This is a genomic window from Pseudomonas sp. TE3910 (genome assembly GCF_056279025.1).
Genome location: NZ_JBWBQN010000001.1, coordinates 4343613 through 4364775 on the forward strand (window position 1 = coordinate 4343613; position 21163 = coordinate 4364775).

20 protein-coding genes are annotated in these 21163 nt (G+C 59.1%); 7 read left to right on the forward strand and 13 right to left on the reverse strand.

Translation table 11 applies throughout. From position 1 onward, the window contains the following. Positions 1-26: 26 nt before the first annotated feature. The 4 genes from ACZ9H3_RS19815 to ACZ9H3_RS19830 form a co-directional block, all read right to left on the reverse strand. Positions 27-1406: an OprD family porin gene (locus ACZ9H3_RS19815; protein ID WP_476222174.1), complete on the reverse strand. Its 1380-nt coding sequence runs from the start codon at positions 1404-1406 to the stop codon at positions 27-29. A gap of 92 nt (positions 1407-1498) precedes the next feature. Next, the gene (locus tag ACZ9H3_RS19820; protein ID WP_476222176.1) at positions 1499-3109 is read right to left on the reverse strand and encodes an ABC transporter substrate-binding protein; all 1611 of its coding nucleotides are present in this window, start codon (positions 3107-3109) and stop codon (positions 1499-1501) included. Between the two features lie 253 nt (positions 3110-3362). Next, a complete protein-coding gene (locus tag ACZ9H3_RS19825) occupies positions 3363-4988 on the reverse strand; it encodes an ABC transporter substrate-binding protein (RefSeq protein WP_476222178.1) in 1626 nt (541 codons plus the stop codon). Between the two features lie 259 nt (positions 4989-5247). After that, positions 5248-5961 carry an SIMPL domain-containing protein gene (locus tag ACZ9H3_RS19830; protein WP_102053710.1) on the reverse strand — a complete coding sequence of 238 codons (714 nt, stop codon included), beginning with the start codon at positions 5959-5961 and terminating at the stop codon, positions 5248-5250. Between the two features lie 200 nt (positions 5962-6161). On the opposite strand from ACZ9H3_RS19830, the gene ACZ9H3_RS19835 reads away from it, so the two are divergent. Together ACZ9H3_RS19835 and ACZ9H3_RS19840 are read left to right on the forward strand one after the other, a co-directional pair. Then, positions 6162-7421, forward strand: coding sequence for an ATP-binding protein (locus ACZ9H3_RS19835; protein WP_065759379.1), 1260 nt, complete (start codon positions 6162-6164; stop codon positions 7419-7421). Next, entirely contained in the window at positions 7418-7978 is a 561-nt protein-coding gene (locus ACZ9H3_RS19840) for a response regulator transcription factor (protein ID WP_099773628.1), read from the forward strand. Before ACZ9H3_RS19835 ends, ACZ9H3_RS19840 begins: the two co-directional genes overlap by 4 nt. 6 nt (positions 7979-7984) lie before the next feature. Here ACZ9H3_RS19840 and ACZ9H3_RS19845 read toward each other — a convergent pair whose 3' ends face one another. The 3 genes from ACZ9H3_RS19845 to ACZ9H3_RS19855 form a co-directional block, all read right to left on the reverse strand. Continuing rightward, positions 7985-8683, reverse strand: a complete 699-nt coding sequence (locus tag ACZ9H3_RS19845) for an HAD family hydrolase (protein ID WP_330522018.1) — start codon at positions 8681-8683, stop codon at positions 7985-7987. Then, positions 8680-9396 carry a lysophospholipid acyltransferase family protein gene (locus ACZ9H3_RS19850; RefSeq protein ID WP_476222181.1) on the reverse strand — a complete coding sequence of 239 codons (717 nt, stop codon included), beginning with the start codon at positions 9394-9396 and terminating at the stop codon, positions 8680-8682. The genes ACZ9H3_RS19845 and ACZ9H3_RS19850 overlap by 4 nt, the downstream gene beginning before the upstream one ends. A gap of 148 nt (positions 9397-9544) precedes the next feature. Further along, complete coding sequence (locus ACZ9H3_RS19855; protein ID WP_157767117.1) at positions 9545-10177, reverse strand: GNAT family N-acetyltransferase; 633 nt, start codon at positions 10175-10177, stop codon at positions 9545-9547. Between the two features lie 477 nt (positions 10178-10654). Between ACZ9H3_RS19855 and ACZ9H3_RS19860 the strand changes: the two genes are divergently transcribed. Both ACZ9H3_RS19860 and ACZ9H3_RS19865 read left to right on the forward strand, forming a co-directional pair. Continuing rightward, positions 10655-11596: an AEC family transporter gene (locus ACZ9H3_RS19860; RefSeq protein ID WP_330522019.1), complete on the forward strand. Its 942-nt coding sequence runs from the start codon at positions 10655-10657 to the stop codon at positions 11594-11596. Between the two features lie 51 nt (positions 11597-11647). Then, positions 11648-13021: an amino acid permease gene (locus tag ACZ9H3_RS19865; protein ID WP_065759385.1), complete on the forward strand. Its 1374-nt coding sequence runs from the start codon at positions 11648-11650 to the stop codon at positions 13019-13021. Between the two features lie 26 nt (positions 13022-13047). Here the strand turns inward: ACZ9H3_RS19865 and ACZ9H3_RS19870 are convergent, their stop codons facing one another. The 6 genes from ACZ9H3_RS19870 to gatC form a co-directional block, all read right to left on the reverse strand. Further along, entirely contained in the window at positions 13048-13425 is a 378-nt protein-coding gene (locus tag ACZ9H3_RS19870) for a carboxymuconolactone decarboxylase family protein (RefSeq protein ID WP_065759386.1), read from the reverse strand. A gap of 10 nt (positions 13426-13435) precedes the next feature. Then, positions 13436-14479, reverse strand: coding sequence for a calcium/sodium antiporter (locus tag ACZ9H3_RS19875; RefSeq protein ID WP_476222802.1), 1044 nt, complete (start codon positions 14477-14479; stop codon positions 13436-13438). Positions 14480-14540: 61 nt separating this feature from the next. Beyond that, positions 14541-14912: a septal ring lytic transglycosylase RlpA family protein gene (locus ACZ9H3_RS19880; protein WP_065759388.1), complete on the reverse strand. Its 372-nt coding sequence runs from the start codon at positions 14910-14912 to the stop codon at positions 14541-14543. Between the two features lie 91 nt (positions 14913-15003). Then, positions 15004-16449 (reverse strand): Asp-tRNA(Asn)/Glu-tRNA(Gln) amidotransferase subunit GatB, encoded by a 1446-nt coding sequence (gene gatB, locus ACZ9H3_RS19885; RefSeq protein ID WP_065759389.1) that lies wholly within the window; start codon positions 16447-16449, stop codon positions 15004-15006. Between the two features lie 11 nt (positions 16450-16460). Next, the gene (gene gatA / locus ACZ9H3_RS19890; protein WP_065759390.1) at positions 16461-17912 is read right to left on the reverse strand and encodes an Asp-tRNA(Asn)/Glu-tRNA(Gln) amidotransferase subunit GatA; all 1452 of its coding nucleotides are present in this window, start codon (positions 17910-17912) and stop codon (positions 16461-16463) included. A 16-nt stretch (positions 17913-17928) separates the two neighbouring features. After that, the gene (gatC, locus tag ACZ9H3_RS19895) at positions 17929-18216 is read right to left on the reverse strand and encodes an Asp-tRNA(Asn)/Glu-tRNA(Gln) amidotransferase subunit GatC (protein WP_065759404.1); all 288 of its coding nucleotides are present in this window, start codon (positions 18214-18216) and stop codon (positions 17929-17931) included. Between the two features lie 203 nt (positions 18217-18419). On the opposite strand from gatC, the gene mreB reads away from it, so the two are divergent. The 3 genes from mreB (at position 18420) to mreD (ending at position 21149) form a co-directional block, all read left to right on the forward strand. Continuing rightward, the gene (gene mreB / locus ACZ9H3_RS19900) at positions 18420-19457 is read left to right on the forward strand and encodes a rod shape-determining protein MreB (RefSeq protein ID WP_008371426.1); all 1038 of its coding nucleotides are present in this window, start codon (positions 18420-18422) and stop codon (positions 19455-19457) included. Between the two features lie 163 nt (positions 19458-19620). Continuing rightward, positions 19621-20661, forward strand: a complete 1041-nt coding sequence (gene mreC / locus ACZ9H3_RS19905; protein WP_371918256.1) for a rod shape-determining protein MreC — start codon at positions 19621-19623, stop codon at positions 20659-20661. Next, positions 20661-21149: a rod shape-determining protein MreD gene (mreD, locus tag ACZ9H3_RS19910; RefSeq protein WP_099773634.1), complete on the forward strand. Its 489-nt coding sequence runs from the start codon at positions 20661-20663 to the stop codon at positions 21147-21149. The genes mreC and mreD overlap by 1 nt, the downstream gene beginning before the upstream one ends. The last annotated feature ends 14 nt before the right edge of the window (positions 21150-21163 follow it).

Genomic DNA, 21163 nt, shown 5'->3' on the forward strand with positions numbered 1-21163 from the left:
CGTCTAATCCCCCGTGGCCATGCCCCCTAAAGGATGTTGAATGGAATGGTGGTCACGACCCGGAACTCGTCCAGGCTACCGTCGGCCTGGGCCTTGCTGGCACGGTGCGCGGTGTAGGTGGCGCGTACCGTGGTGTCTTTGAGCGAGCCGCTCTGCACGGTGTAACTGCTGCCTATGCCGTACTCGTAGTGGTTTTCACCCTCAAGGCCACGCACGTCGTAGCCGGTGCTCGTGTAGTGGGTGCCGTCGATACCCCAGCCACGGGCGTTATAGATATTAAACTTCAGCCCCGGAACACCATACCCGGCCATGTTCAGGGTGTAGGCCACCTGCAGGGATTTTTCGTTCGGGCCGTTGAAGTCCGAGAGCAGTGAGTTGGCGAGGAAGATGGCGTTGGTGTCATGGAGGTAGTCGAAGTACTCGTTGCCGTTTACCTGCTGGTAGGAAACGCTGATTTTGTGCGCCTGATGGGTCAGGCCTAGCGACAGGCTGTAGGTGTCATTGTCGATCTCACCCAGTTTGCGTTTACCTTCATCCCGGGTTTTGTAGTAGTTCAGCCCCGTGCTCAGGCTCAGCAGTGCGCTGTCGCCCAGCTCGTGCGTGGCGCCGAAATAGTACTGGTTCCAAAGGTCTTCGACATTGGACAGGTAGAGACTGGTGCGCAAACTCTTGAGTGGCTGGTAGTTGACGCCGGCCATGCTGATGCGGTCGGTGTACTGGTTGCTGTCGCCATATTCGGAGCGGAACTTGCTCTGGCCTTGCTCGGTTCGGGTCGAGACGCGGTCGAAGGTGCCGGCATCGAACGACAGGTTGTCGAACTCTGCGCTGTGGATGCTGACACCCTGGAAGCTGGAAGGCAGTGCACGGTTGCCAATGTAGGCAATAACCGGCGTGTCGATGGACTGACGGCCTGCTGTGAGGGTGGTGTTGGAGACCCGCGCCTTGAGGTTGGCCAGGCCCATCTTGCTCCATTGGCCGATGACCTCTCCGTCGCGGTGGGTCAGGGTGCGGTTGTTTGGCCCGGCGACGGCGGCGCGGCCTTGCTCAAGCGCAATGGCGTTGTAGGCGGCGACTTCGGTGCTGAAGCCGACAGTGCCTTCGGTGAAACCGGAGGTGTAGTTGAGAATGGTGCCCTGTACCCAGTTGTTACGGCTATGGGTGTCATGGCGGCTACCATCACGTTTGTAGTATTTCCACAGGGGGGCACGGGTAGCACGCTCATGGGCATACCAGTTGCGGGTCGAACCGGACAGGCTCTGCCCTTCGATGAAGCCTTTGGCTTCGTTTTGATCGCTGGTGGATTTGACCGTCACCGGGACGAATGCCTGGCTGATGGGTTCTGCCAGGGCCAGTGTGGACAGGCTACTGAGGGATAAGGCCAGTACTGCGTTCTTGGTTCGTCTCAAGGTAAAACTCCCTTTCTTCTCTTTCTATTAACCGTCCAGCCTCGTGAGCCGTGCGGGTACTGCGGTGGAACTGGTTTGGATGAACCAGGCGTTCAATCCACGCTGACACCTGAGAAGTTGTTGCGGCCGAACGGGCTCACCTTGAAGCCCTCGACCTTGGCGCTGAGCGGCTGATTGACGGTCGAGTGAGCGATTGGCGTGATGGGTACCTGTTGCTTCAGACGCTGTTGGGCTTGCTGGTAGAGCGCGGTACGTTGCACGCGATCGGTGACGGTCTTGGCCTTTTTAACCAGCGCGTCATAGTCCGCATCGCACCACATGGAGTAGTTGTTGCTGCCAATCGCGTCACAGCTGTACAGCGTGCCCAGCCAGTTGTCCGGGTCACCGTTGTCGCCTGTCCAGCCGATCAGCGAGATGTCGTGTTCACCGTCCTTGGTGCGCTTGAGGTATTCCCCCCACTCGTAGCTGACGATCTTGACCTTGAAGCCGACCTTGCCCCAATCGGCTTGCAGCATCTCGGCCATCAACTTGGCGTTGGGGTTGTAAGGGCGTTGCACGGGCATGGCCCACAGGGTGATTTCGGTCCCTTCCTTGACGCCTGCGGCCTTGAGCAGTTCGCGTGCTTTTTGCGGGTTGTACCCGGCGTCCTTGAGGGTTTCGTCGTACGACCACTGGGTCGGCGGCATGCTGCCGACGGCCAGTTGCCCGGCCTGCTGGTAAACCGCATTGACGATGGCGGGCTTGTTGACCGCCATGTCCATGGCCTGGCGCACCTGCAACTGATCGAACGGTGCGCGTTGGACGTTGTAGGCGATATAGCCAAGGTTGAATCCAGGCTTTTCGATCACCTGCAGCTTCAGGTCCTGCTTGAGTGCATCGAGGTCGGCCGGGCGCGGATTCAGGGTCACCTGGCATTCGTTCTTGCGCAGTTTCTGGACGCGCACCGATGGGTCGACGTTGATCGAGAAAATCAGGCGCTCGACCTTGACCTGGCTGGGGTCCCAATAGGCTTTGTTGGCCTGGTAGCGAATCTGCGAATCTTTTTGGTAGCGCTGGAAGACAAAGGGGCCGGTGCCAATGGGGTGCTGGTTGATGTCGCTCGGTTTTCCGCTGGCCAGCAACTGGTTGGCGTACTCGGCAGAGAGGATCGAGGCGAAACTCATGGCCATGTTCTGGATGAATGCGGCATCGATGCTGTTGAGGGTAAACCTGACGGTATGCGCGTCGAGCTTCTCCACCTTGGCGATGTTCTTGTCCAGACTCATGCTCACGAAGTAGGGGAACTCGGTAGGGTAGGCCTGGCGAAACGGATGGGCTTTGTCGAGCATGCGCTGGAAGGTGAACAGCACGTCATCGGCGTTGAACGTGCGGGTAGGGGTGAAGGCCTTGTTGCTGTGGAACGTGACGCCTTCACGTAAGTGGAAGGTGTAGTGCAAACCATCCCTGGATACCTCCCAATGGGTTGCCAGTGCCGGTTTGACGATGGTGCTGCCTCGTTCGAATTCCACCAGTCGGTTGTAGATCGGCTCGGCCGCATCGTTGTCGGTGGCACTGGTGTACTGGGCGGTATCGAAACCTGCGGGGCTGCCTTCCGAGCAGAATACCAGGCTGCCTTTGGCCTGAACCTGAGTGGCCAATGCCAGGGGTGTCTGGGCCAGTAGGCCAAGGCCGAGCAAGGTGGCAAATACGGGTGTGTATCGCATGGCGGTCCCTTTCTTTTCTTCTTGTTGAACAGGTCAGTGGCATGCAGTCGGCCATAAGCTCGCGACTGGCCGGATGCACCTTCGACGTTAGGGGGGCAGGGGGCATTCAGGAAGGTAAGAAAGCGGAGGGTGTAAGTAGGATGTTTCTGATTGATGCGTAGGCTGTGTCTTGATGGGGCGTCGGCAGGATGTTGGCCTTCGTTAAAGGCTGGCCCCGGCACGCCGTCTGGCGGTACCGGGGTACCCCCAGTGTCTACTGGCTGATGCCGACCCCGTAGAAGGCATTCAACGCAAACGGACTGATCTTGAACCCCTGCACGGTTTTACGCATGGGTTGGTAAACCGTTGAATGCGCGATAGGGGTAATCGGCACCTGGTCCTTGATAATGTGTTGTGCTTGCTTGTATAGCGCGGTGCGCTTGGCTGTGTCGGAGGTGGCCTTGGCTTGCTTGATCAGCGTGTCGTACTCGGTGTTGCACCATTTGGAGAAGTTGTTGCCGTCCACCGCGTCGCAGCCGTAAAGCGTGCCCAGCCAGTTGTCGGGGTCACCGTTGTCGCCGCTCCAGCCGATCAGCATGGCGCCGTTCTCGCCTGCCTTGGCGCGTTTGATGTATTCGCCCCACTCGTAGGTGACGATCTTGGCCTTGATGCCGATTTTGGCCCAGTCCGATTGCAGCATTTCGGCCATCAGTTTGGCGTTGGGGTTGTAGGGGCGCTGAACCGGCATGGCCCACAGGGTGATTTCGGTGCCTTCCTTGATCCCGGCTTCCTTGAGCAATGCCTTGGCTTTTTCCGGGTCGTAGGGGGTGGCCTTGATGGTGTCGTCATACGACCACTGGGTGGGCGGCATGGCATTGACGGCTTCCTGGCCCGCCCCCTGATAGACCGAGTCGATGATCTGCTTCTTGTTCACAGCCATGTCCAGGGCCTGGCGTACCTTGAGCTGAGCCATCGGATTGGGCCCGTTGCTGCCCTTGATCTTGTCCATCACGTTGTAGGCGATGTACCCCAGGTTGAAGCCGGCTTGCTCGGGCATTTGCAGGTTCGGGTCGCTTTTCAGCGATTGAATGTCCGCTGGGCGCGGGAACAAGGTGACCTGGCATTCGTTTTTCTTCAGTTTCTGCATGCGTACCGAAGCGTCTGTGGTAATGGCGAAGATCAGGTTGTCCAGCTTCACGTCCTCGGGCTTCCAGTAGTCCTTGTTGCCCTTGAAGCGGATCTGCGCGTCTTTCTGGTACTTGCTGAATACGAAGGGGCCGGTGCCGATTGGCTTCTGGTTGATGTCGGCGGGTTTGCCCTCCTTGAGCAACTGGTCGGCGTACTCGGCTGATTGAATCGAGGCGAAGCTCATCGCCAGGTTCTGAATGAATGCGGCGTCTACGGTCGTTAGCGTGAATTTGACTGTGTGTTCGTCGATTTTTTCGACTTTGCTGATGTTTTTGTCCATCCCCATGTCGGTGAAGTAGGGGAACTCGGTGGGGTAGGCCTTACGGAATGGCATGTCTGGGTCGAGCATGCGGTTGAAGGTAAACAGCACGTCGTCGGCGTTGAACTCACGGCTTGGCTTGAAGTAGCTGGTGGTATGGAACTTCACCCCCTCACGCAGGTGGAAGGTGTAGCTCAGGCCGTCCTCGGCAGTATCCCAGCGGGTTGCAAGGCCCGGGATAACGGACGTGCCGCCATGTTCAAATTGCGTCAGGCGGTTGAAGACTGTTTCGGCTGAGGCATCGAAGTCGGTTCCGGTGGTGTATTGGCCGGGGTCGAAGCCCGCCGGGCTGCCTTCAGAGCAAAACACCAGGTTGCCTGCAGCGAGGGTGAACGGGGCGCTGGAGAGTAGGCTTGCACCTAAAAGAAACGGAATGACTGCATGTTTAAGCATGGTGGCCTCATTGTTGTCATTTTGATGTGAGGACGGCCTCGTGAGCCGGCCTGCCGGATACTTAAGCAGGCCCCATTGCCAATGCAATATTCAGCGTACTGAGTACGGGGAAAATGTGGAACGATCGTACATGGATGTCGCGTTGGTATAACTATCTGGCTTGTTTAACGCTTAATCGTGAATGTTTATGTTTTTTTACGATGATTTCGTGTAGGTGCGGCTGCGCGGCGAGTGAAAATCGCCGCGCAGTGAGCGGATGTCAGGGCATTTGTACTTCGATCGTACCGTCGGCATTCATGCTGACCTGGCTGGTACCGGCTTCGACCTGCGGGCTGGGTGCGGCCTCGGCATCCATACTGGCTTTCATCATCATGACTGGGCCACGGGCATAGGGTTGCGGATAGCCACTGCTGTTGAGGTTCAGGTTGAGTACTTTGTAACCCTTGCCGCCCAGTGCCTCGGTGGCCAGTTGCGCACGGCTCTTGAAGGCGTTTACGGCATCTTTGAGCAGTTCATCTTCACTGGCCTTGCGGGTGGCTGGTGCAATGGCAAAGTCCATGCCGGCCATTTTCAGGTCTTGCAGCAGTTCACCGGTCAGTTTCGACAGCGCCGGGAAGTCGGTGCTTTCCAGGCGAAGCTCTGCACGTTCACGCCAGCCGGTAATTCTTTGGCCTTTGGTGTCGTAAATGGGGTAGCTGTTGCGGCTGCCCTGGCTGATTTTGATGTCCTTGACTGAGCGTGCCTGCTCCAGGGCCTTATTCATGGTTCGGGTGATTTCGGCTGCGAGCTTGCCAGGGTCGCTATTCTGCGCTTCGCTGTACAAGGTTACGCTCATCAGGTCGCGAGCCACTTCCTTGCTGACTTCAGCGCGCAGGGATACTTGATTGTAACGAGGTTCTTCAGCCAGCACCGGGAGGCTGGCCATCAGACCAGCGGCCAATAGCATTGCTGCACTGCGACGAGGGAAATACATGTAGGGCTCCTTGAAAAAAGGCGTGGTTGATGGTCATCCATTTTCACGCAGACACTTAAGACCCTTGGCAGTGTAGCGAGGTTCAAAAATGCCAGTATGGGCCTGTAAAAAACTGTGGTGTGTTGCCGCATCGCTGCAGACCAGGCCTCACCTTCGGTATACTCGCGACGATTCACCTGGAGCACTCATCAGGAGAGCTCATGCTCGCCCCCGTACAAATACTCTCTGCTACCCGTCAGAACCTCTGGCGCCTGACGTTCATCCGCATTCTGGTTTTGGCGGCCCAGGCCGGTTCCGTGGCCGTTGCCTACTGGACTGATCTGCTGCCGCTGCCGTGGTTGTCGTTGGTTATCACGCTGGGCTTGTCGACGTTGCTCTGCGCCTTCACGGCCTTGCGCTTGCGCCTTTCCCTGCCCGTCACCGAGCTGGAGTACGCCTTTCAGCTGGCTTGTGATCTGCTTATTCACAGCGCCCTGTTGTATTACTCCGGCGGGTCGACCAATCCGTTTGTCTCGTACTACCTGGTACCGCTGGCCATCGCTGCAGTGACCTTGCCGTGGGTCTACTCACTGATCCTGTCAGGCATCGCACTTATTGCTTACAGCCTGTTGCTGGTGCAGTTCTATCCGCTGGAAACCTTCCCGGTTGCACGGGAAAAAATGCAGATATATGGCATGTGGCTGAGCATCGCGCTGGCTGCAGCGGTGATTACCTTCTTCGCCGCCAAGATGGCCGAGGAGCTGCGCCGTCAGGAGCAGTTGCGCGCCCAGCGTCGCGAGGAAGGCCTGCGTGACGAGCAGTTGCTGGCCGTCGCCACCCAAGCGGCAGGCGCGGCCCACGAGTTGGGAACCCCGCTGGCGACCATGAGTGTGTTGATCAAGGAAATGCGCCAGGACCATTCCGACCCGCTACTGCAGGAAGACCTGCAAGTGCTGCAGGATCAGGTCAAACTGTGCAAGGAAACCTTGCAGCAACTGGTGCGTGCCGCCGAAGCCAACCGGCGCATGGCCGTGGAAGATCAGGACGTCACCTTCTGGCTTGACGAGGCACTGAACCGCTGGCACTTGATGCGCCCAGAGGCGAGTTACCGCTTCCAGCGACTTGGCCAAGGCAGCATACCGCGCCTGGCACCACCACCGGATCTGACCCAGGCGCTGCTGAACTTGTTGAACAATGCCGCCGATGCCTGCCCGGATGGGCTTGAAGTTCATCTGGACTGGAACGACCAGGACATCGTGATCAACATCCGCGACCATGGCCCCGGCGTGCCGGTGGCCATCGCCGAGTCGATCGGGAAACCCTTTTTTACCACCAAGGGCAAGGGCTTCGGCCTGGGCCTGTTTCTGAGCAAGGCCAGCGTCACGCGTGCTGGTGGCTCGGTAAAACTCTATAGTCACGAGGAAGGCGGTACGCTGACCGAGCTACGCCTGCCGCGTGATGCGCGAGGAGATCAACAATGAATGATGAAACCCAGGTCGAAGGCGAAGAGCTGCCGCATCTGTTGCTGGTGGACGATGATGCCACCTTTACCCGCGTGATGGCCCGAGCCATGAGCCGTCGCGGTTTTCGTGTGAGCATTGCTGGCTCGGCTGAAGAAGGGTTGGTGCTGGCTCAGCAGGACATCCCCCACTACGCGACACTGGACCTGAAGATGGAAGGCGACTCGGGCCTGGTGCTGCTGCCCAAGCTGCTCGAACTCGATCCGGAAATGCGCGTGGTCATTCTGACCGGCTATTCAAGCATTGCTACCGCGGTTGAGGCGATCAAGCGCGGCGCCTGCAATTACCTGTGCAAACCCGCTGACGCTGACGACGTGCTGGCTGCATTGTTGTCCGAGCACGCAGACCTGGACAGCCTGGTACCGGAAAACCCGATGTCGGTGGACCGCTTGCAGTGGGAGCACATTCAGCGGGTACTCACCGAGCATGAGGGCAATATCTCTGCGACGGCCCGGGCACTGGGCATGCACCGCCGCACGTTGCAGCGCAAGCTGCAAAAGCGCCCGGTCCGACGCTGAGCTGTATCAGATCTCGCTACCGTGTTTTGCCAGGGCCTGACGGATCAGGCCTAGGACTTCCGTCGGGTGCGCCGCTCTTTTTATGGATGTTGCACAGTCCAGGGGAGCGCTAGCGTAGTAATCGACGCAGATGAAATCATCCACAAGGCCATTAACCAGTACACGATGGTCTGCGGGGCCATCCCCGACGATGATTACAGGCCCATTCAGACGGCCTTTGGCCCGCCATTCGCGCACAATTGCAGACTTGCCTTTGCTTGAACTCAGCAAGGGAGAGGGGCGAATGGCCAGTGCGCGCGAGCCAAGCCAGAAAAAACGGTTGGCGATGACGTGCTGCGGGTTGATCCCCCATGATGCTGCCAGCGGCACGATCCACTCCATGTAACCGCCCGAGATGATGTGTATACCGACCTGCTGTTCTTGAAGGTGGCGCAGGGTTGTGCGCAGCGCCTCAGGCAGGCAGTTTGCCTGTTCGCGGATGTAGCGTTGAACATGCTCTCGGCGGATTCTGGGGATGATTTTCATCAGTGTCAGCAATTCTGCCAGGCTGGCCTGGCCTGCCAGAGCCTTTGGGGCGATGTGGGCAAGCCGTTGAATCACTTGCGGCGCGTCCTGGCATCCTTCCAGGCTGAGCTTGATGACTTCGACTGTGCTTTCGCCGGGAAGCAGTGTCTGGTCAAAATCGAAAATCACGTGAGCTTTCATGGCTGAAGCCTGCGCTGTTCAAGGTCGTGGTACTTGTCTTCGCGTGTCCACTGAGTGGCGGCTATCTGCAGGTGCTGAGCGATGGTGTTCTGTACTTGATCGGCGAAGTCCTGATCTGACTGCTCCGCAGCGGGTGACTGGTGGGCGAGAAAGGTCAGTTCAAATTCGAGCCAGGGCATGGCCAGGAGCCGCAGGAATTTCATCGCGCCCGGATCTTCAAGCGGGTTGGGGTTCAGTCCCAGGGGTGTTTTGAGCTTCATTGCCAGTGGTACCACCGGGCGACGGCGCACCATGAACTCCGGGCGAAAACGGAAAAGGCCTTTGCCGTTATTGATGGTCGCTTCGGGGGTGATGTAGAGCGCCGTGCCTTCGGGGGCGCGTTGCCATTGTCGGAAATGCCCGGCGAGTTGCCGTTTATCATCGGTCACTTGCCAGTAGCTTGAGCCTGAGCACTGAAACAGCAGGTGCCCGGTCAGTTTGCCGATGATGCTGTCGGTTTTTACCACCATCACCGTGGCGAAAGGCATTGCCAGTACCGGGTAGTGATCAAACACGCTGATGTGATTGAGCGCGACGACGCAGCCGTCAGTATGCTGCCCTACCTGCTGAGGCGTCATCGCGCACTTGATGCGTATATTCATGGCTTTCAAGAGGCATCGATACAGCGCCCTTTTACCAGCGCGAGGTAAAACCAGTGCGATCAGGCTAGCCAAGAACAGACTGAACAGGCGCAGTACCAGAAGTATGATGCCTACAGGCAGGTACAGGTAACGCAGTACGGCGGATACACCGCTACGGGGTTGCCAGGCGCTCATGTCCGAAAGGTCACTGACCCGAGGGGTAATCCGTTCATTCGATTGCTTAGACATTTGCATGGTGCGCGCCCTGTTTAGGCGCTTCAAGAGCGCGTTCACGTTTCTGTTCAAAGTAGTTGATCAAGGATTCGATACGGGCGGCGTTCTTGGCGCGGACTTCGAGGATTTTTTGTTTGGTGACATCGATTTTTACATGCGGACCAAACGGGGTTTCGATAATGCAATCCGGAAGTACTTCCAGGTTCAGCAGTTTTTTGTTCATGTTGAGTGCTGCAGTGTGCTTCAGGTTTGTCAATGTATAAACTTTCTCAAACCCCAATGTTTCAAAGGCATAGGTGACGGCCATATGAGCGGCGGTGAAGGGATAAGGTGTTCCCCAGTAGGGCTTTAAAAAGCGCATTCCAAAGTTTATTCCCCACTCTTTTTCAGCAAACCCCGCGTAGCCTATGAAGGGCGAGCCAAGGCCAAGGCTTACGGCCCAGCGCGACCAGCCTTGTTTGGCGTGCGCTTCCTGGAAGGTCGCCACTTCGGCGGCGGCATCCTGCTCGGTTCGTGTGGTGCCAGCAGAAATGAATTGCATCGTTTCACTGTCGCTTACCAGTGAGGCGTAACCCTGTATATCCGCTGCATCCCACGTTCTTAAGGTTAATCCATGTAGGCTGATGATTTCTGTGCGCACGGTGAAGTCCTTGTCGATCTAAGAAGTATCAAGTGGAAACTCAGGTGGCTAAGGTGGGTAAGCGTCTTACACAAACTTAGTTGTGATCGTTTCTATAATGAGTGTTGTTGAGGTGCAAGTTCGTGGGGGTGGGCTGCAAGAAAGTTAGTGGTTTCTGTAGTTGTCTTGTAACTTGTCTTGGATGTAGGTGGAAGTTTTCTGTCAGACGCTCGTTGATACAGGGCGCGAGGATAGTGTTGCTCAAACGGAGTGACTCAGGGCTGTCGAACCGGCGCTTGTATTTGCGCTATTGAATATCTTTTCAGTGGCTTTTCTGCCTGTGCAGCCCGCACTGTTTGGTCGGATGCGACACTTGATTCAGACCTGTACGCGCTGATCTGAAATTTATTGCGTGTGGCGAAAAATCCCCATCAAGATATCGCCTTTGCTGGCGTATCATTAGCCACCTAACGACAGCCAGCCAACGGGATCGCCTGCATGCTCGCCCTCTTTTTTCAGACGCTGAACATCACTGCGCCTGTTTTTGCGATGTTGTTCATGGGGGTGCTGCTCAAGCGCATTAATGCCATCAACGACGGTTTTATCCATACCGCCTCGTCCCTGGTCTTCAACGTCTGTATGCCAGCGTTGTTGTTCCTGGGGATCTACCACGCGGACCTGAGTGCGGCGGTCAAGCCGGGTTTGCTGCTGTACTTTGCGGTTGCAACACTGGGTGGTTTTTCCCTGGCTTGGGCCTATGCCCTGTGGCGTTGCCCGCGTGAAGACCGTGGTGTCTATATCCAGGGTGCATTTCGTGGCAACAACGGGGTTATTGGTCTGGCGTTGGCGGCGAGTATGTACGGTGATTACGGCATCTCGCTCGGTGCGGTTCTGGCGGGCCTGGTGATCCTGCTCTACAACTCGTTGGCGGCGGTGGTGCTGGCGGTCTATAGCTCCAGCACCAAGTCCGACCCGTGGAGCATTCTCAAGAGCATTTTGCGTAACCCGCTGATTATCAGCGTGCTGCTGGCCACTCCAATGGCGTATGGACAGGTGCCATTGCCGAACTGGTTACTGACCTCCAGCGACTATCTGGCGCAGATGACACTGCCGTTGGCGTTGATCTGTATCGGTGGCACGCTGTCGCTGGCATCGTTGCGCAACAGCGGCAGTCTGGCCATCAGTGCCAGCCTGCTGAAAATGGTCTGGTTGCCGCTGATCGGTACTGTCGGCGCGTGGTTGTGGGGTTTCCGAGGTGCCGAGTTGGGCATTCTGTTCCTCTACTTCGGTAGCCCGACGGCAGCTGCCAGCTACGTGATGGCCCGCGCCGTCAACGGCAACCATGAGCTGGCGGCATCGATCATTGTCATCACCACAGTGGCGGCGGCGCTGACGACAAATATCGGCATCTTCCTCTTGCAGTGGGGCGGCTGGATCTAGATCCTGTCACAAAACAATTCAAACGCTGCCTGACCTGTCCGAGGACATTCCATGCAAGACGAGATCACGCCCGAGCGCTTGCACCGTGGGCTGAAGAATCGCCATATCCAGTTGATCGCCCTGGGCGGAGCCATCGGTACTGGCCTGTTTCTCGGCATTGCCCAAACCATCCAGCTGGCTGGCCCTTCGATTTTGCTGGGGTATGCGGTTGCAGGGCTGATTGCATTTTTTATCATGCGACAGTTGGGCGAGATGGTGGTCGAGGAGCCGGTATCGGGTACGTTCAGCCACTTCGCACACCGTTACTGGAGTGAGTTCGCCGGTTTCATGTCGGGCTGGAACTACTGGGTGCTCTATGTGCTGGTGGGCATGGCCGAGCTGACCGCCGTGGGGATTTATATCCAGTACTGGTGGCCAGGCTTTCCGACCTGGGCCTCGGCAGCAGTGTTCTTTGTGTTGATCAACCTGATGAACCTCAGCCAGGTCAAGGTCTATGGCGAGATGGAGTTCTGGTTTGCCTTGATCAAGGTCGTGGCGATTGTCAGCATGATCGCCTTCGGTGGCTGGTTACTGTTCAGCGGCAATGGCGGCCCGGACGCCAGTGTGGCCAACCTTTGGCAATACGGTGGTTTCTTTCCCAACGGCCTGACCGGGTTGTTGATGGCCATGGCGGTGATCATGTTCTCGTTTGGCGGCCTGGAGCTGGTCGGCATTACCGCCGCTGAGGCCGACAATCCGCGCTACAGCATCCCGCGGGCGACCAATCAGGTGATCTACCGCATTCTGCTGTTCTACATCGGGGCGCTGGCGGTGCTGTTGTCGCTCTACCCATGGCAGAAAGTGGTTCAGGGCGGCAGCCCCTTCGTGATGATTTTCCATGCGCTTGATAGCAACGTGGTGGCCACGGTACTCAACCTGGTGGTGCTGACGGCAGCGCTGTCGGTGTACAACAGTTGCGTGTATTGCAACAGCCGCATGCTGTTTGGCCTGGCAACACAAGGCGATGCGCCGAGGCGCCTGCTCACGGTCAACGCACGGGGTGTGCCCCTGGCGGCGCTGGGGGTTTCGGCAGTGGCCACCGGGCTGTGTGTGTTGATCAACTATGTGATGCCGGCCAAGGCCTTTGAGTTGCTGATGGCACTGGTGGTGTCATCGTTGGTGATCAACTGGGGCATTATCAGTATCACCCACTTGAAGTTCCGCCGGGCCAAGCAGGCTGCCGGAGAAACGACGTTCTACAAAAGCTGGGGCTACCCGCTGACCAACTACATCTGCCTGGCCTTCCTGGCCCTGATTCTGGTGGTGATGTACTTGACCCCGGGCATCAACATCTCAGTGATGCTGATTCCGGTCTGGCTGGTGCTGCTGCGGCTGGCCTTCTGGCTGAAAAAACGCAACGAGAAGGCTGCCGCTGTTTCCAACTGACGCGCCGAAGGCAGGCGAGTGATCGATCAGCCCTGTTGGTAGCTGTCGATCACTTCCTGGGCGGCACGGAAGGCGTCTATCGCTGCTGGAACGCCGGCATACACCGCGCAATGCAGCAACGCTTCGCGAATCTCTTCTACCGTACAGCCGTTGTTCAAGGCGCCGCGCACGTGGCCCTTGAGTTCTTGCGGGCACTTCAATGCGGTCAGTGCGGCCAGGGTGATCAAGCTGCGGGTTTTCAGCGGCAAGCCTTCTCGGCTCCAGACACTGCCCCAGGCATGTTCGTTGACGAATGCCTGCAGCGGCGCCGTGAAATCGGTAGCGTTACCCAGTGCGCGGTCAACGAAAGCGTCACCCATTACCTGGCGGCGGACCTGTTCGCCGCGTTTCTCGCTGTCACCCATCGTGTTCTCCTTAGTGTTGACGGCGCCAGGCTTGCAGGCTGGTGTAAAGCAGCGTCACCGCTAGCACTGGCAGGACATAGAACAGCATCAATCGCTCAAGCTTCGTCGCCAGCGGCATGCCGGTGGTGAAAGCCACCACGTGCAGACCATAAGCCAGGTACAGGCAGAGAAACACCAGACCTTCGGCGCGGGTGATCCGGTAGCCGGAATAGAACACTGGCAGGGTCAGGACAGCAACGCCGAACATCACTGGCAAGTCGAAGTCCAGTGCATTGGGGGAAATCGACAAGGGCGTCGGGGCCAGCACGCTGGTCAGGCCCAGCACGGCGAGCAGGTTGAACAGGTTGCTGCCAATGACGTTGCCCACGGCGATCTCCCGTTCGCCACGCAAGGCGGCGATCAGTGAGGTGGCCAACTCGGGCAGTGAGGTGCAGACCGCAACCACTGTCAGGCCAATGATTCGTTCGGAGAGTCCCAGGTCGACTGCCACCTCGACCGAGGCTTCCAGCAGCAAATGTCCGGCCAGGCTGAGAAGGCCCAGGCCGGCAGCCATCAGCAAGAGGCTATTGAACCAGAAGCCTGCGCTGCGCTGTGGCCTTGGCCCTGGGGCCGGATAGGTGCGCGCGTGGTGCCGGGATTGGTGCCAGAGCAGGCTCAGGTAAGCGACCAGTGCGCAGAGCAGCAGGACGCCTTCCAGGCGACCAAGCCGTTCATTGAGCGCGAGCAGATAGACCAGCAGGCTGGCGCCGATCATCAAGGGGATGTCCAGCCTTACCAGCTGTCGGGAAACCCGCAGTGGAATAATCAGTGCTGCCAGGCCAAGGGTTACCAGAACGTTGAAGATGTTGCTGCCGATGACACTGCCGACGGCGACGTCTGGCGCGCCGCTGTAGGCTGCTTGAATACTGACCGTCAATTGCGGTGCGCTACTGCCGAAAGCTACCAGGCTAAGACCAATGATCAGCGGCCTCACCTGCAGGCTTTCGGCCATGCGCAGGGCGGCACGCACCAGCAGCTCGGCACCTGTGATCAACAGCAGCAGGCCGCTGATCAGTTGCAGCAGGCTGAAGGTCGGTAATGAGGCCAGGTCAAAAATGGTCGTGCTCCCTCAAAGGTCAGTCGCTAAGACCTTGTACCCGTACGCGGGCCGTTCCGCTACGGATCATGCCCAATTGTTCGGCGGCAGCACGGGAGAGATCAATCAGCCGGCCGCGGGTGTGCGGGCCGCGGTCGTTAATGCGCACCACCACGCTGCGTTGGTTGTTCAGGTTGGTGACGCGTACCTGTGTGCCGAAGGGCAGGCTGCGGTGCGCAGCGGTCAGTGCGCGTTGATTGAACGGTTCGCCACTGGCAGTACGCTTGCCGTGGTGACGGGCGCCATAATAGGAGGCCGTACCACTTTCATCGTAACCGTGAGGGTCGATGTCGTGGCTGGCACAGCCGGCAACCAGGGTGAACAGTGCTAGCGCACTAAGCGGACGCCACATGAATCATATACTCCGAGGTGTGTGCATGGCTGGCAAGGCTGGCTCTTACAAGGTGCAGGCCTGGTAGGAGCCAGCGTTGCCGGCGATGCAATTACCCTTCGAGCTTGCTCTTGAGCAATTGGTTCACTTGCTGCGGGTTGGCCTTGCCTTTGGACGCTTTCATTGCCTGACCGACGAAGAAACCGAACATCTTGCCGCGCTTGGCTTCATCGGCGGCGCGGTACTGCTCGACCTGCTCGGCGTTGGCTGCCAGCACTTCGTCCAGCACTTTCTCGATCGCGCCGCTGTCGGTGACTTGCTTCAGTCCGCGGGCCTCGATGATGGTGTCGGCATCGCCTTCACCGGCGGCCATCGCCTCGAAGACCATCTTGGCGATCTTGCCGCTGATGGTGTTGTCGATGATGCGCGAGAGCATACCGCCCAGTTGTGCGGCACTGACCGGTGATTGCTCGATTTCCAGGCCCAGCTTGTTCAGCAGGCTGCCCAGTTCGACCATGACCCAGTTGGCGGCCAGTTTGGCATCGCCACATACGCCAACCACCTGTTCGAAGTAGTCTGCCTGTTCACGGCTGGAAGCCAGCACGTTGGCGTCGTAGCTGGACAGGCCGAACTGGCTCTGGAAGCGCTCGCGTTTCTGCGGTGGTAGCTCCGGCAGGGTGGCGCGGGTGGCTTCGAGGAAGGCCTCTTCGATGACCACAGGCAGCAGGTCCGGGTCGGGGAAGTAACGGTAGTCGTTGGCTTCCTCCTTGCTGCGCATCGAGCGGGTTTCGTCCTTGTTCGGGTCGTACAGGCGGGTTTCCTGGATGACCTTGCCGCCGTCTTCGATCAGGTCGATCTGGCGTTGCACTTCGCTGTTGATCGCACGCTCGATGAAGCGGAACGAGTTGACGTTCTTGATCTCGCAGCGGGTGCCGAACTCGGCCTGGCCTTTCGGACGAATCGAGACGTTGCAGTCGCAACGCAGCGAGCCTTCGGCCATGTTGCCGTCGCAGATGCCCAGGTAGCGCACCAGCGCATGGATCGCCTTGACGTAGGCCACGGCTTCCTTGGCGCTGCGCATTTCCGGCTCGGAGACGATCTCCAGCAGCGGGGTGCCAGCACGGTTCAGGTCGATGCCGGTGGCGCCGCTGAAGTCTTCGTGCAGGCTCTTGCCGGCGTCTTCTTCCAGGTGCGCGCGGGTAATGCCGATACGCTTGACGGTGCCGTCTTCCAGGGCGATGTCCAGGTGGCCCTTGCCGACAATCGGCAACTCCATCTGGCTGATCTGGTAACCCTTGGGCAGGTCAGGGTAGAAGTAGTTCTTGCGGGCGAACACGTTGTGCTTGCCGATCTCGGCGTCGATCGCCAGGCCGAACATGCAGGCCATGCGCACGGCTTCTTCGTTCAGCACCGGCAGCACGCCGGGCATGCCCAGGTCGATCAGGCTGGCCTGGGTGTTCGGCTCGGCGCCAAAGGTGGTGGCGCTACCGGAGAAAATCTTCGACTGGGTGGCGAGCTGGGTATGAATCTCCAGCCCGATAACAACTTCCCATTGCATGTGTGTATTCCTCAGAAGCCTTTAGGTGCGCGGGTGTGCCAGTCAGTCACTTGCTGATAGCGGTGCGCGACGTTGAGCAGGCGGCCTTCCTGGAAATACGGGGCGAGCAATTGCACGCCGACCGGCAGACCTTCGACGAACCCGGCCGGCATCGACAGGCCCGGCAGGCCCGCGAGGTTGGCGGTGATGGTGTAGACGTCTTCCAGGTACGCAGCAACCGGATCGTTGTTCTTCGCGCCAATCTTCCAGGCCGGGTTCGGCGTGGTTGGGCCGAGAATGACGTCGACCTCGTTGAAGGCGGCCATGAAGTCGTTCTTGATCAACCGACGGATTTTCTGCGCCTGCAGGTAATAGGCATCGTAGTAACCCGCCGACAAGGCGTAGGCGCCAACCATGATCCGGCGTTGTACTTCGGCACCGAAGCCTTCGCCGCGCGAGCGCTTGTACAGGTCGGTGAGGTCTTTCGGGTTTTCGCAGCGGTAGCCGAAGCGCACGCCGTCGAAGCGCGACAGGTTGGAAGAGGCTTCTGCCGGCGCGATCACGTAGTAGGCCGGAATGGCGTGCTGCATGTTCGGCAGGCTGATTTCCTTGATGACCGCACCGAGCTTCTCCAGCTCTTTGACGCTGGCCTGGACCAGGTCGGCAATGCGCGGATCAAGACCGGCACCGAAGTACTCCTTCGGCAGGCCGATGCGCAGGCCTTCAAGGGATGCATTCAGGTTGGCGCTGTAATCGGGCACGGGCTCATCGATGCAGGTGGAGTCCTTGGCATCGAAACCGGCCATGCCTTGCAGCAGCAGTGCGCAGTCTTCGGCGGTGCGGGCCATCGGGCCGCCCTGATCGAGGCTTGAGGCATAGGCGATCATGCCCCAGCGCGAAACACGACCATAGGTCGGCTTGAGGCCGGTCAGGTTGGTCAGCGCCGCAGGCTGGCGGATCGAACCACCGGTATCGGTGCCGGTGGCGGCTGGCAACAGGCGTGCGGCGACAGCCGCGGCCGAACCACCGGAAGAACCGCCAGGGACGTGCTCGAGGCTCCACGGGTTCTTGACGGCGCCGTAGTAGCTCGATTCGTTGGCCGAGCCCATGGCGAACTCGTCCATGTTGGTCTTGCCCAGGGTGACAGTGCCAGCTTCGGCCAGCTTGCTGACAACGGTGGCGTCGTAGGGCGCCTTGAAGTTGTCGAGCATCTTCGAGCCGCAGCTGGTCCGCACGCCTTGGGTGCAGAACAGGTCTTTGTGGGCGATCGGCGCGCCGAGCAGGGCACCGGTCTCGCCAGCAGCACGCCGTGCGTCGGCGGCACGGGCCTGGCTGATGGCCAGCTCTTCGGTGATGCTGATGAAACTGTTAAGTTGTGGGTCGAGTTGCTGAATGCGTGCCAACAGTGCACGGGTCAGTTCTTCGGAGGAAAAACGCTTGTCGGCGAGTCCGCGGGCGATCTCGGCCAGGGTCAGTTGATGCATGGCAGGCTCTTTTCCCTTACTCGATGACTTTCGGAACCAGGTACAGGCCGTTTTCGGTCGCCGGGGCGATGGCCTGGTACTGGTCGCGATGGTTGCTTTCGGTGACCACGTCAGCGCGCAGGCGCTGGCTGGCTTCCAGCGGGTGGGCGAGTGGTTCGATGCCGGTGGTGTCGACGGCTTGCATCTGGTCGACCAGCCCCAGAATACTGTTCAGGGCATCAGTGGTGCGTGGCAGATCGCTTTCATTCAGGCCCAGACGGGCCAAATGAGCAATCTTTTCCACGTCGCAGCGTTGAAGCGCCATGGGAATCTCCAGGGAAACAAAAAAACGGATTTCATCCGTGATGAGGAACATGCCGGCAATTTTACGGTCATACGGCCGCGATCATGTGCTGGCTTGCTCGGAAAAACTGCCAATTTAACATATTGGCGCCTTGCCCAAAATCCCCGCCGTTGTTAGAGTTTGCCGCACTTTTTTACCCACGCGTTGCCTAGGGTCACTTTCCCATGTTCAAGAAACTGCGTGGCATGTTTTCCAGCGATCTTTCCATCGACCTGGGCACTGCCAACACCCTTATTTACGTGCGTGAGCGCGGTATCGTCCTGAATGAGCCCTCGGTCGTGGCCATTCGTACTCACGGCAACCAGAAAAGTGTCGTCGCTGTCGGTACCGAAGCCAAACGCATGCTGGGCCGTACGCCCGGTAACATTGCTGCCATTCGTCCGATGAAGGACGGCGTTATCGCCGATTTCAGCGTTTGCGAAAAAATGTTGCAGTACTTCATCAACAAGGTTCACGAAAACAGCTTCCTGCAGCCCAGCCCTCGTGTGCTGATCTGCGTGCCGTGCAAATCGACCCAGGTCGAGCGTCGTGCCATTCGTGAATCGGCGCTGGGCGCCGGTGCCCGTGAAGTGTTCCTGATCGAAGAGCCAATGGCTGCTGCGATCGGTGCAGGCCTGCCGGTTGAAGAGGCGCGCGGTTCGATGGTCGTCGATATCGGTGGTGGTACCACTGAAATTGCACTGATCTCCTTGAACGGCGTGGTTTATGCCGAGTCCGTGCGTGTGGGCGGCGATCGCTTCGACGAAGCCATCGTGACCTACGTGCGCCGTAACTACGGCAGCCTGATCGGTGAGTCCACCGCCGAGCGCATCAAGCAGGAAATCGGTACCGCTTATCCGGGCGGCGAAGTCCGCGAAGTCGATGTACGCGGCCGTAACCTGGCAGAAGGCGTTCCACGTGCTTTCACCTTGAACTCCAACGAGGTGCTCGAAGCGCTGCAGGAGTCCCTGGCGACTATCGTCCAGGCGGTCAAGAGCGCGCTGGAGCAATCACCACCCGAGCTGGCTTCGGATATCGCCGAACGTGGCCTGGTGCTGACCGGTGGTGGCGCGTTGCTGCGCGATCTGGACAAGCTGCTGGCCCAGGAAACCGGCCTGCCGGTCATCGTCGCCGAAGATCCGCTGACCTGTGTCGCCCGTGGCGGTGGTCGTGCGCTGGAGATGATGGACAAGCACACCATGGACCTGCTCTCCAGCGAGTGATCTTGCCGGCAGCCATCCGATGAGTGGTTTACAGGTAGTGCCAAGGGTGCTACCTGTATGCGGTTGTCGGCGCCTTCAGGCGCCGCATCGCGTTACGCCACGCGTCGGCACGTGTGTTGCCGTATGATTGACCTCCTGAATAGTCGCCCACGAGGAACGGCCCATTAAACCGCTTTTCGCCAAAGGCCCTTCACTGGGTGTTCGCTTGCTCGTGCTGGTGGTGCTTTCGGTCGCCCTGATGGTGGTCGACGCGCGCTTTTCGGTGTTGCAGCCGGTGCGCCAGCAAATGTCGCGGGTACTGATCAAGGCCTACTGGGTTACCAACCTGCCGGAGCAGTTCTGGCAGGGCATCTCCAACCAGTTCGGCAGCCGTGCCGAATTGATGGCCGAGAACGAGAAACTCAAGACCGAGGCGCTGCTACTGCAAGGTCGCCTGCAGAAGCTGGCTGCCCTGACGGAACAGAACGTGCGTTTGCGCGAGCTGCTCAATTCCTCGGCATTGGTTAACGAAAAGGTCGAGGTCGCCGAGCTGATCGGTATCGATCCGAACCCGTTCACCCACCGTATCCTGATCAACAAGGGCGAGCGTGATGGCGTCGTTCTGGGCCAGCCTGTGCTCGATGCTCGCGGCCTGATGGGGCAGGTGGTCGAACTGATGCCTTACACGTCCCGTGTGCTGCTGCTCACCGATACCACCCATAGCATTCCCGTGCAGGTCAACCGCAATGGCTTGCGCGCCATTGCCAGCGGCACCGGCAATCCGGAGCGCCTTGAGCTGCGTCATGTTGCCGATACCGCCGACATCAAGGAGGGCGACCTGCTGGTCAGCTCTGGCCTCGGTCAGCGGTTCCCGGCGGGTTATCCGGTGGCCACGGTCAAGGAAGTCATTCACGACTCAGGCCAGCCCTTCGCTATTGTCCGTGCGGTACCAACGGCTGCTCTCAATCGCAGCCGCTACATGCTGTTGGTGTTCAGTGACAGTCGTTCTCCTGAACAGCGCGCCACCGAAGCGGCCCAGGCCCAGGAAGCCGCGGACCGGCAGAAGCTCGCCGTGCCAGGTGATGCCCCGGCCACGGTTGCGCCCGCGCCGGCCACGCCTGCTGCCACGGCACCTGTTGCAGCGCCTGCTGCACCTGCTCCCGCGGCAACTGCCCCGGCCCATGGCGCGGGTGCTGCGCCGGTCAACTCCCGGGAGAGACACTAATGGTTAGTACCCGAAGCAGAAACGGCTGGGTCATTTGGCTGAGCTTCGTGATCGGCATACTGTTGAGCGTTGCCCCCATGCCAGAGGGCTCCGATCACCTGCGCCCCTTGTGGCTGGCGTTGTTGCTGGTGTTCTGGACGCTGACGCTGCCGCACAAGGTCGGAATGACTACGGCCTTTGTGCTCGGCCTGGCATCCGATGTGCTGTGTGGGACCCTGTTGGGGCAGAACGCGTTGGTGCTGACCTTGATCAGCTTCCTGATCCTGTCGCTGCAGCAGCGGTTGCGCATGTTCCCCATGTGGCAACAGAGCCTGGTGGTGCTGGTGATCTTTGGCCTGGCGCAGTTGGTCCAACTGTGGCTAAGCGCCCTGACCGGTAACCGCCAGCCGACCCTCGCCTTGCTCTGGCCTGCCGTTGTCAGTGCCTTGCTCTGGCCCTGGATCAGCTACGCCTTGCAAGGCTTGCGCCGCCGACTCGGCATCCACTGATTCCACTGCCCGCC

Bases quoted from the DNA above. Each gene is read 5' to 3' on its own strand.
- ACZ9H3_RS19845 (WP_330522018.1), bottom strand. From the start codon at position 8,683: ATGAAAGCTCACGTGATTTTCGATTTTGACCAGACACTGCTTCCCGGC.
- gatA (WP_065759390.1), bottom strand. From the start codon at position 17,912: ATGCATCAACTGACCCTGGCCGAGATCGCCCGCGGACTCGCCGACAAG.
- ACZ9H3_RS19825 (WP_476222178.1), bottom strand. From the start codon at position 4,988: ATGCTTAAACATGCAGTCATTCCGTTTCTTTTAGGTGCAAGCCTACTC.
- gatC (WP_065759404.1), bottom strand. From the start codon at position 18,216: ATGGCGCTTCAACGCTGCGACGTGGAAAAGATTGCTCATTTGGCCCGT.
- ACZ9H3_RS19860 (WP_330522019.1), top strand. From the start codon at position 10,655: ATGCTCGCCCTCTTTTTTCAGACGCTGAACATCACTGCGCCTGTTTTT.
- ACZ9H3_RS19840 (WP_099773628.1), top strand. From the start codon at position 7,418: ATGAATGATGAAACCCAGGTCGAAGGCGAAGAGCTGCCGCATCTGTTG.
- mreB (WP_008371426.1), top strand. From the start codon at position 18,420: ATGTTCAAGAAACTGCGTGGCATGTTTTCCAGCGATCTTTCCATCGAC.
- gatB (WP_065759389.1), bottom strand. From the start codon at position 16,449: ATGCAATGGGAAGTTGTTATCGGGCTGGAGATTCATACCCAGCTCGCC.
- ACZ9H3_RS19820 (WP_476222176.1), bottom strand. From the start codon at position 3,109: ATGCGATACACACCCGTATTTGCCACCTTGCTCGGCCTTGGCCTACTG.
- ACZ9H3_RS19870 (WP_065759386.1), bottom strand. From the start codon at position 13,425: ATGGGTGACAGCGAGAAACGCGGCGAACAGGTCCGCCGCCAGGTAATG.
- ACZ9H3_RS19880 (WP_065759388.1), bottom strand. From the start codon at position 14,912: ATGTGGCGTCCGCTTAGTGCGCTAGCACTGTTCACCCTGGTTGCCGGC.
- ACZ9H3_RS19830 (WP_102053710.1), bottom strand. From the start codon at position 5,961: ATGTATTTCCCTCGTCGCAGTGCAGCAATGCTATTGGCCGCTGGTCTG.
- ACZ9H3_RS19865 (WP_065759385.1), top strand. From the start codon at position 11,648: ATGCAAGACGAGATCACGCCCGAGCGCTTGCACCGTGGGCTGAAGAAT.
- ACZ9H3_RS19835 (WP_065759379.1), top strand. From the start codon at position 6,162: ATGCTCGCCCCCGTACAAATACTCTCTGCTACCCGTCAGAACCTCTGG.
- mreD (WP_099773634.1), top strand. From the start codon at position 20,661: ATGGTTAGTACCCGAAGCAGAAACGGCTGGGTCATTTGGCTGAGCTTC.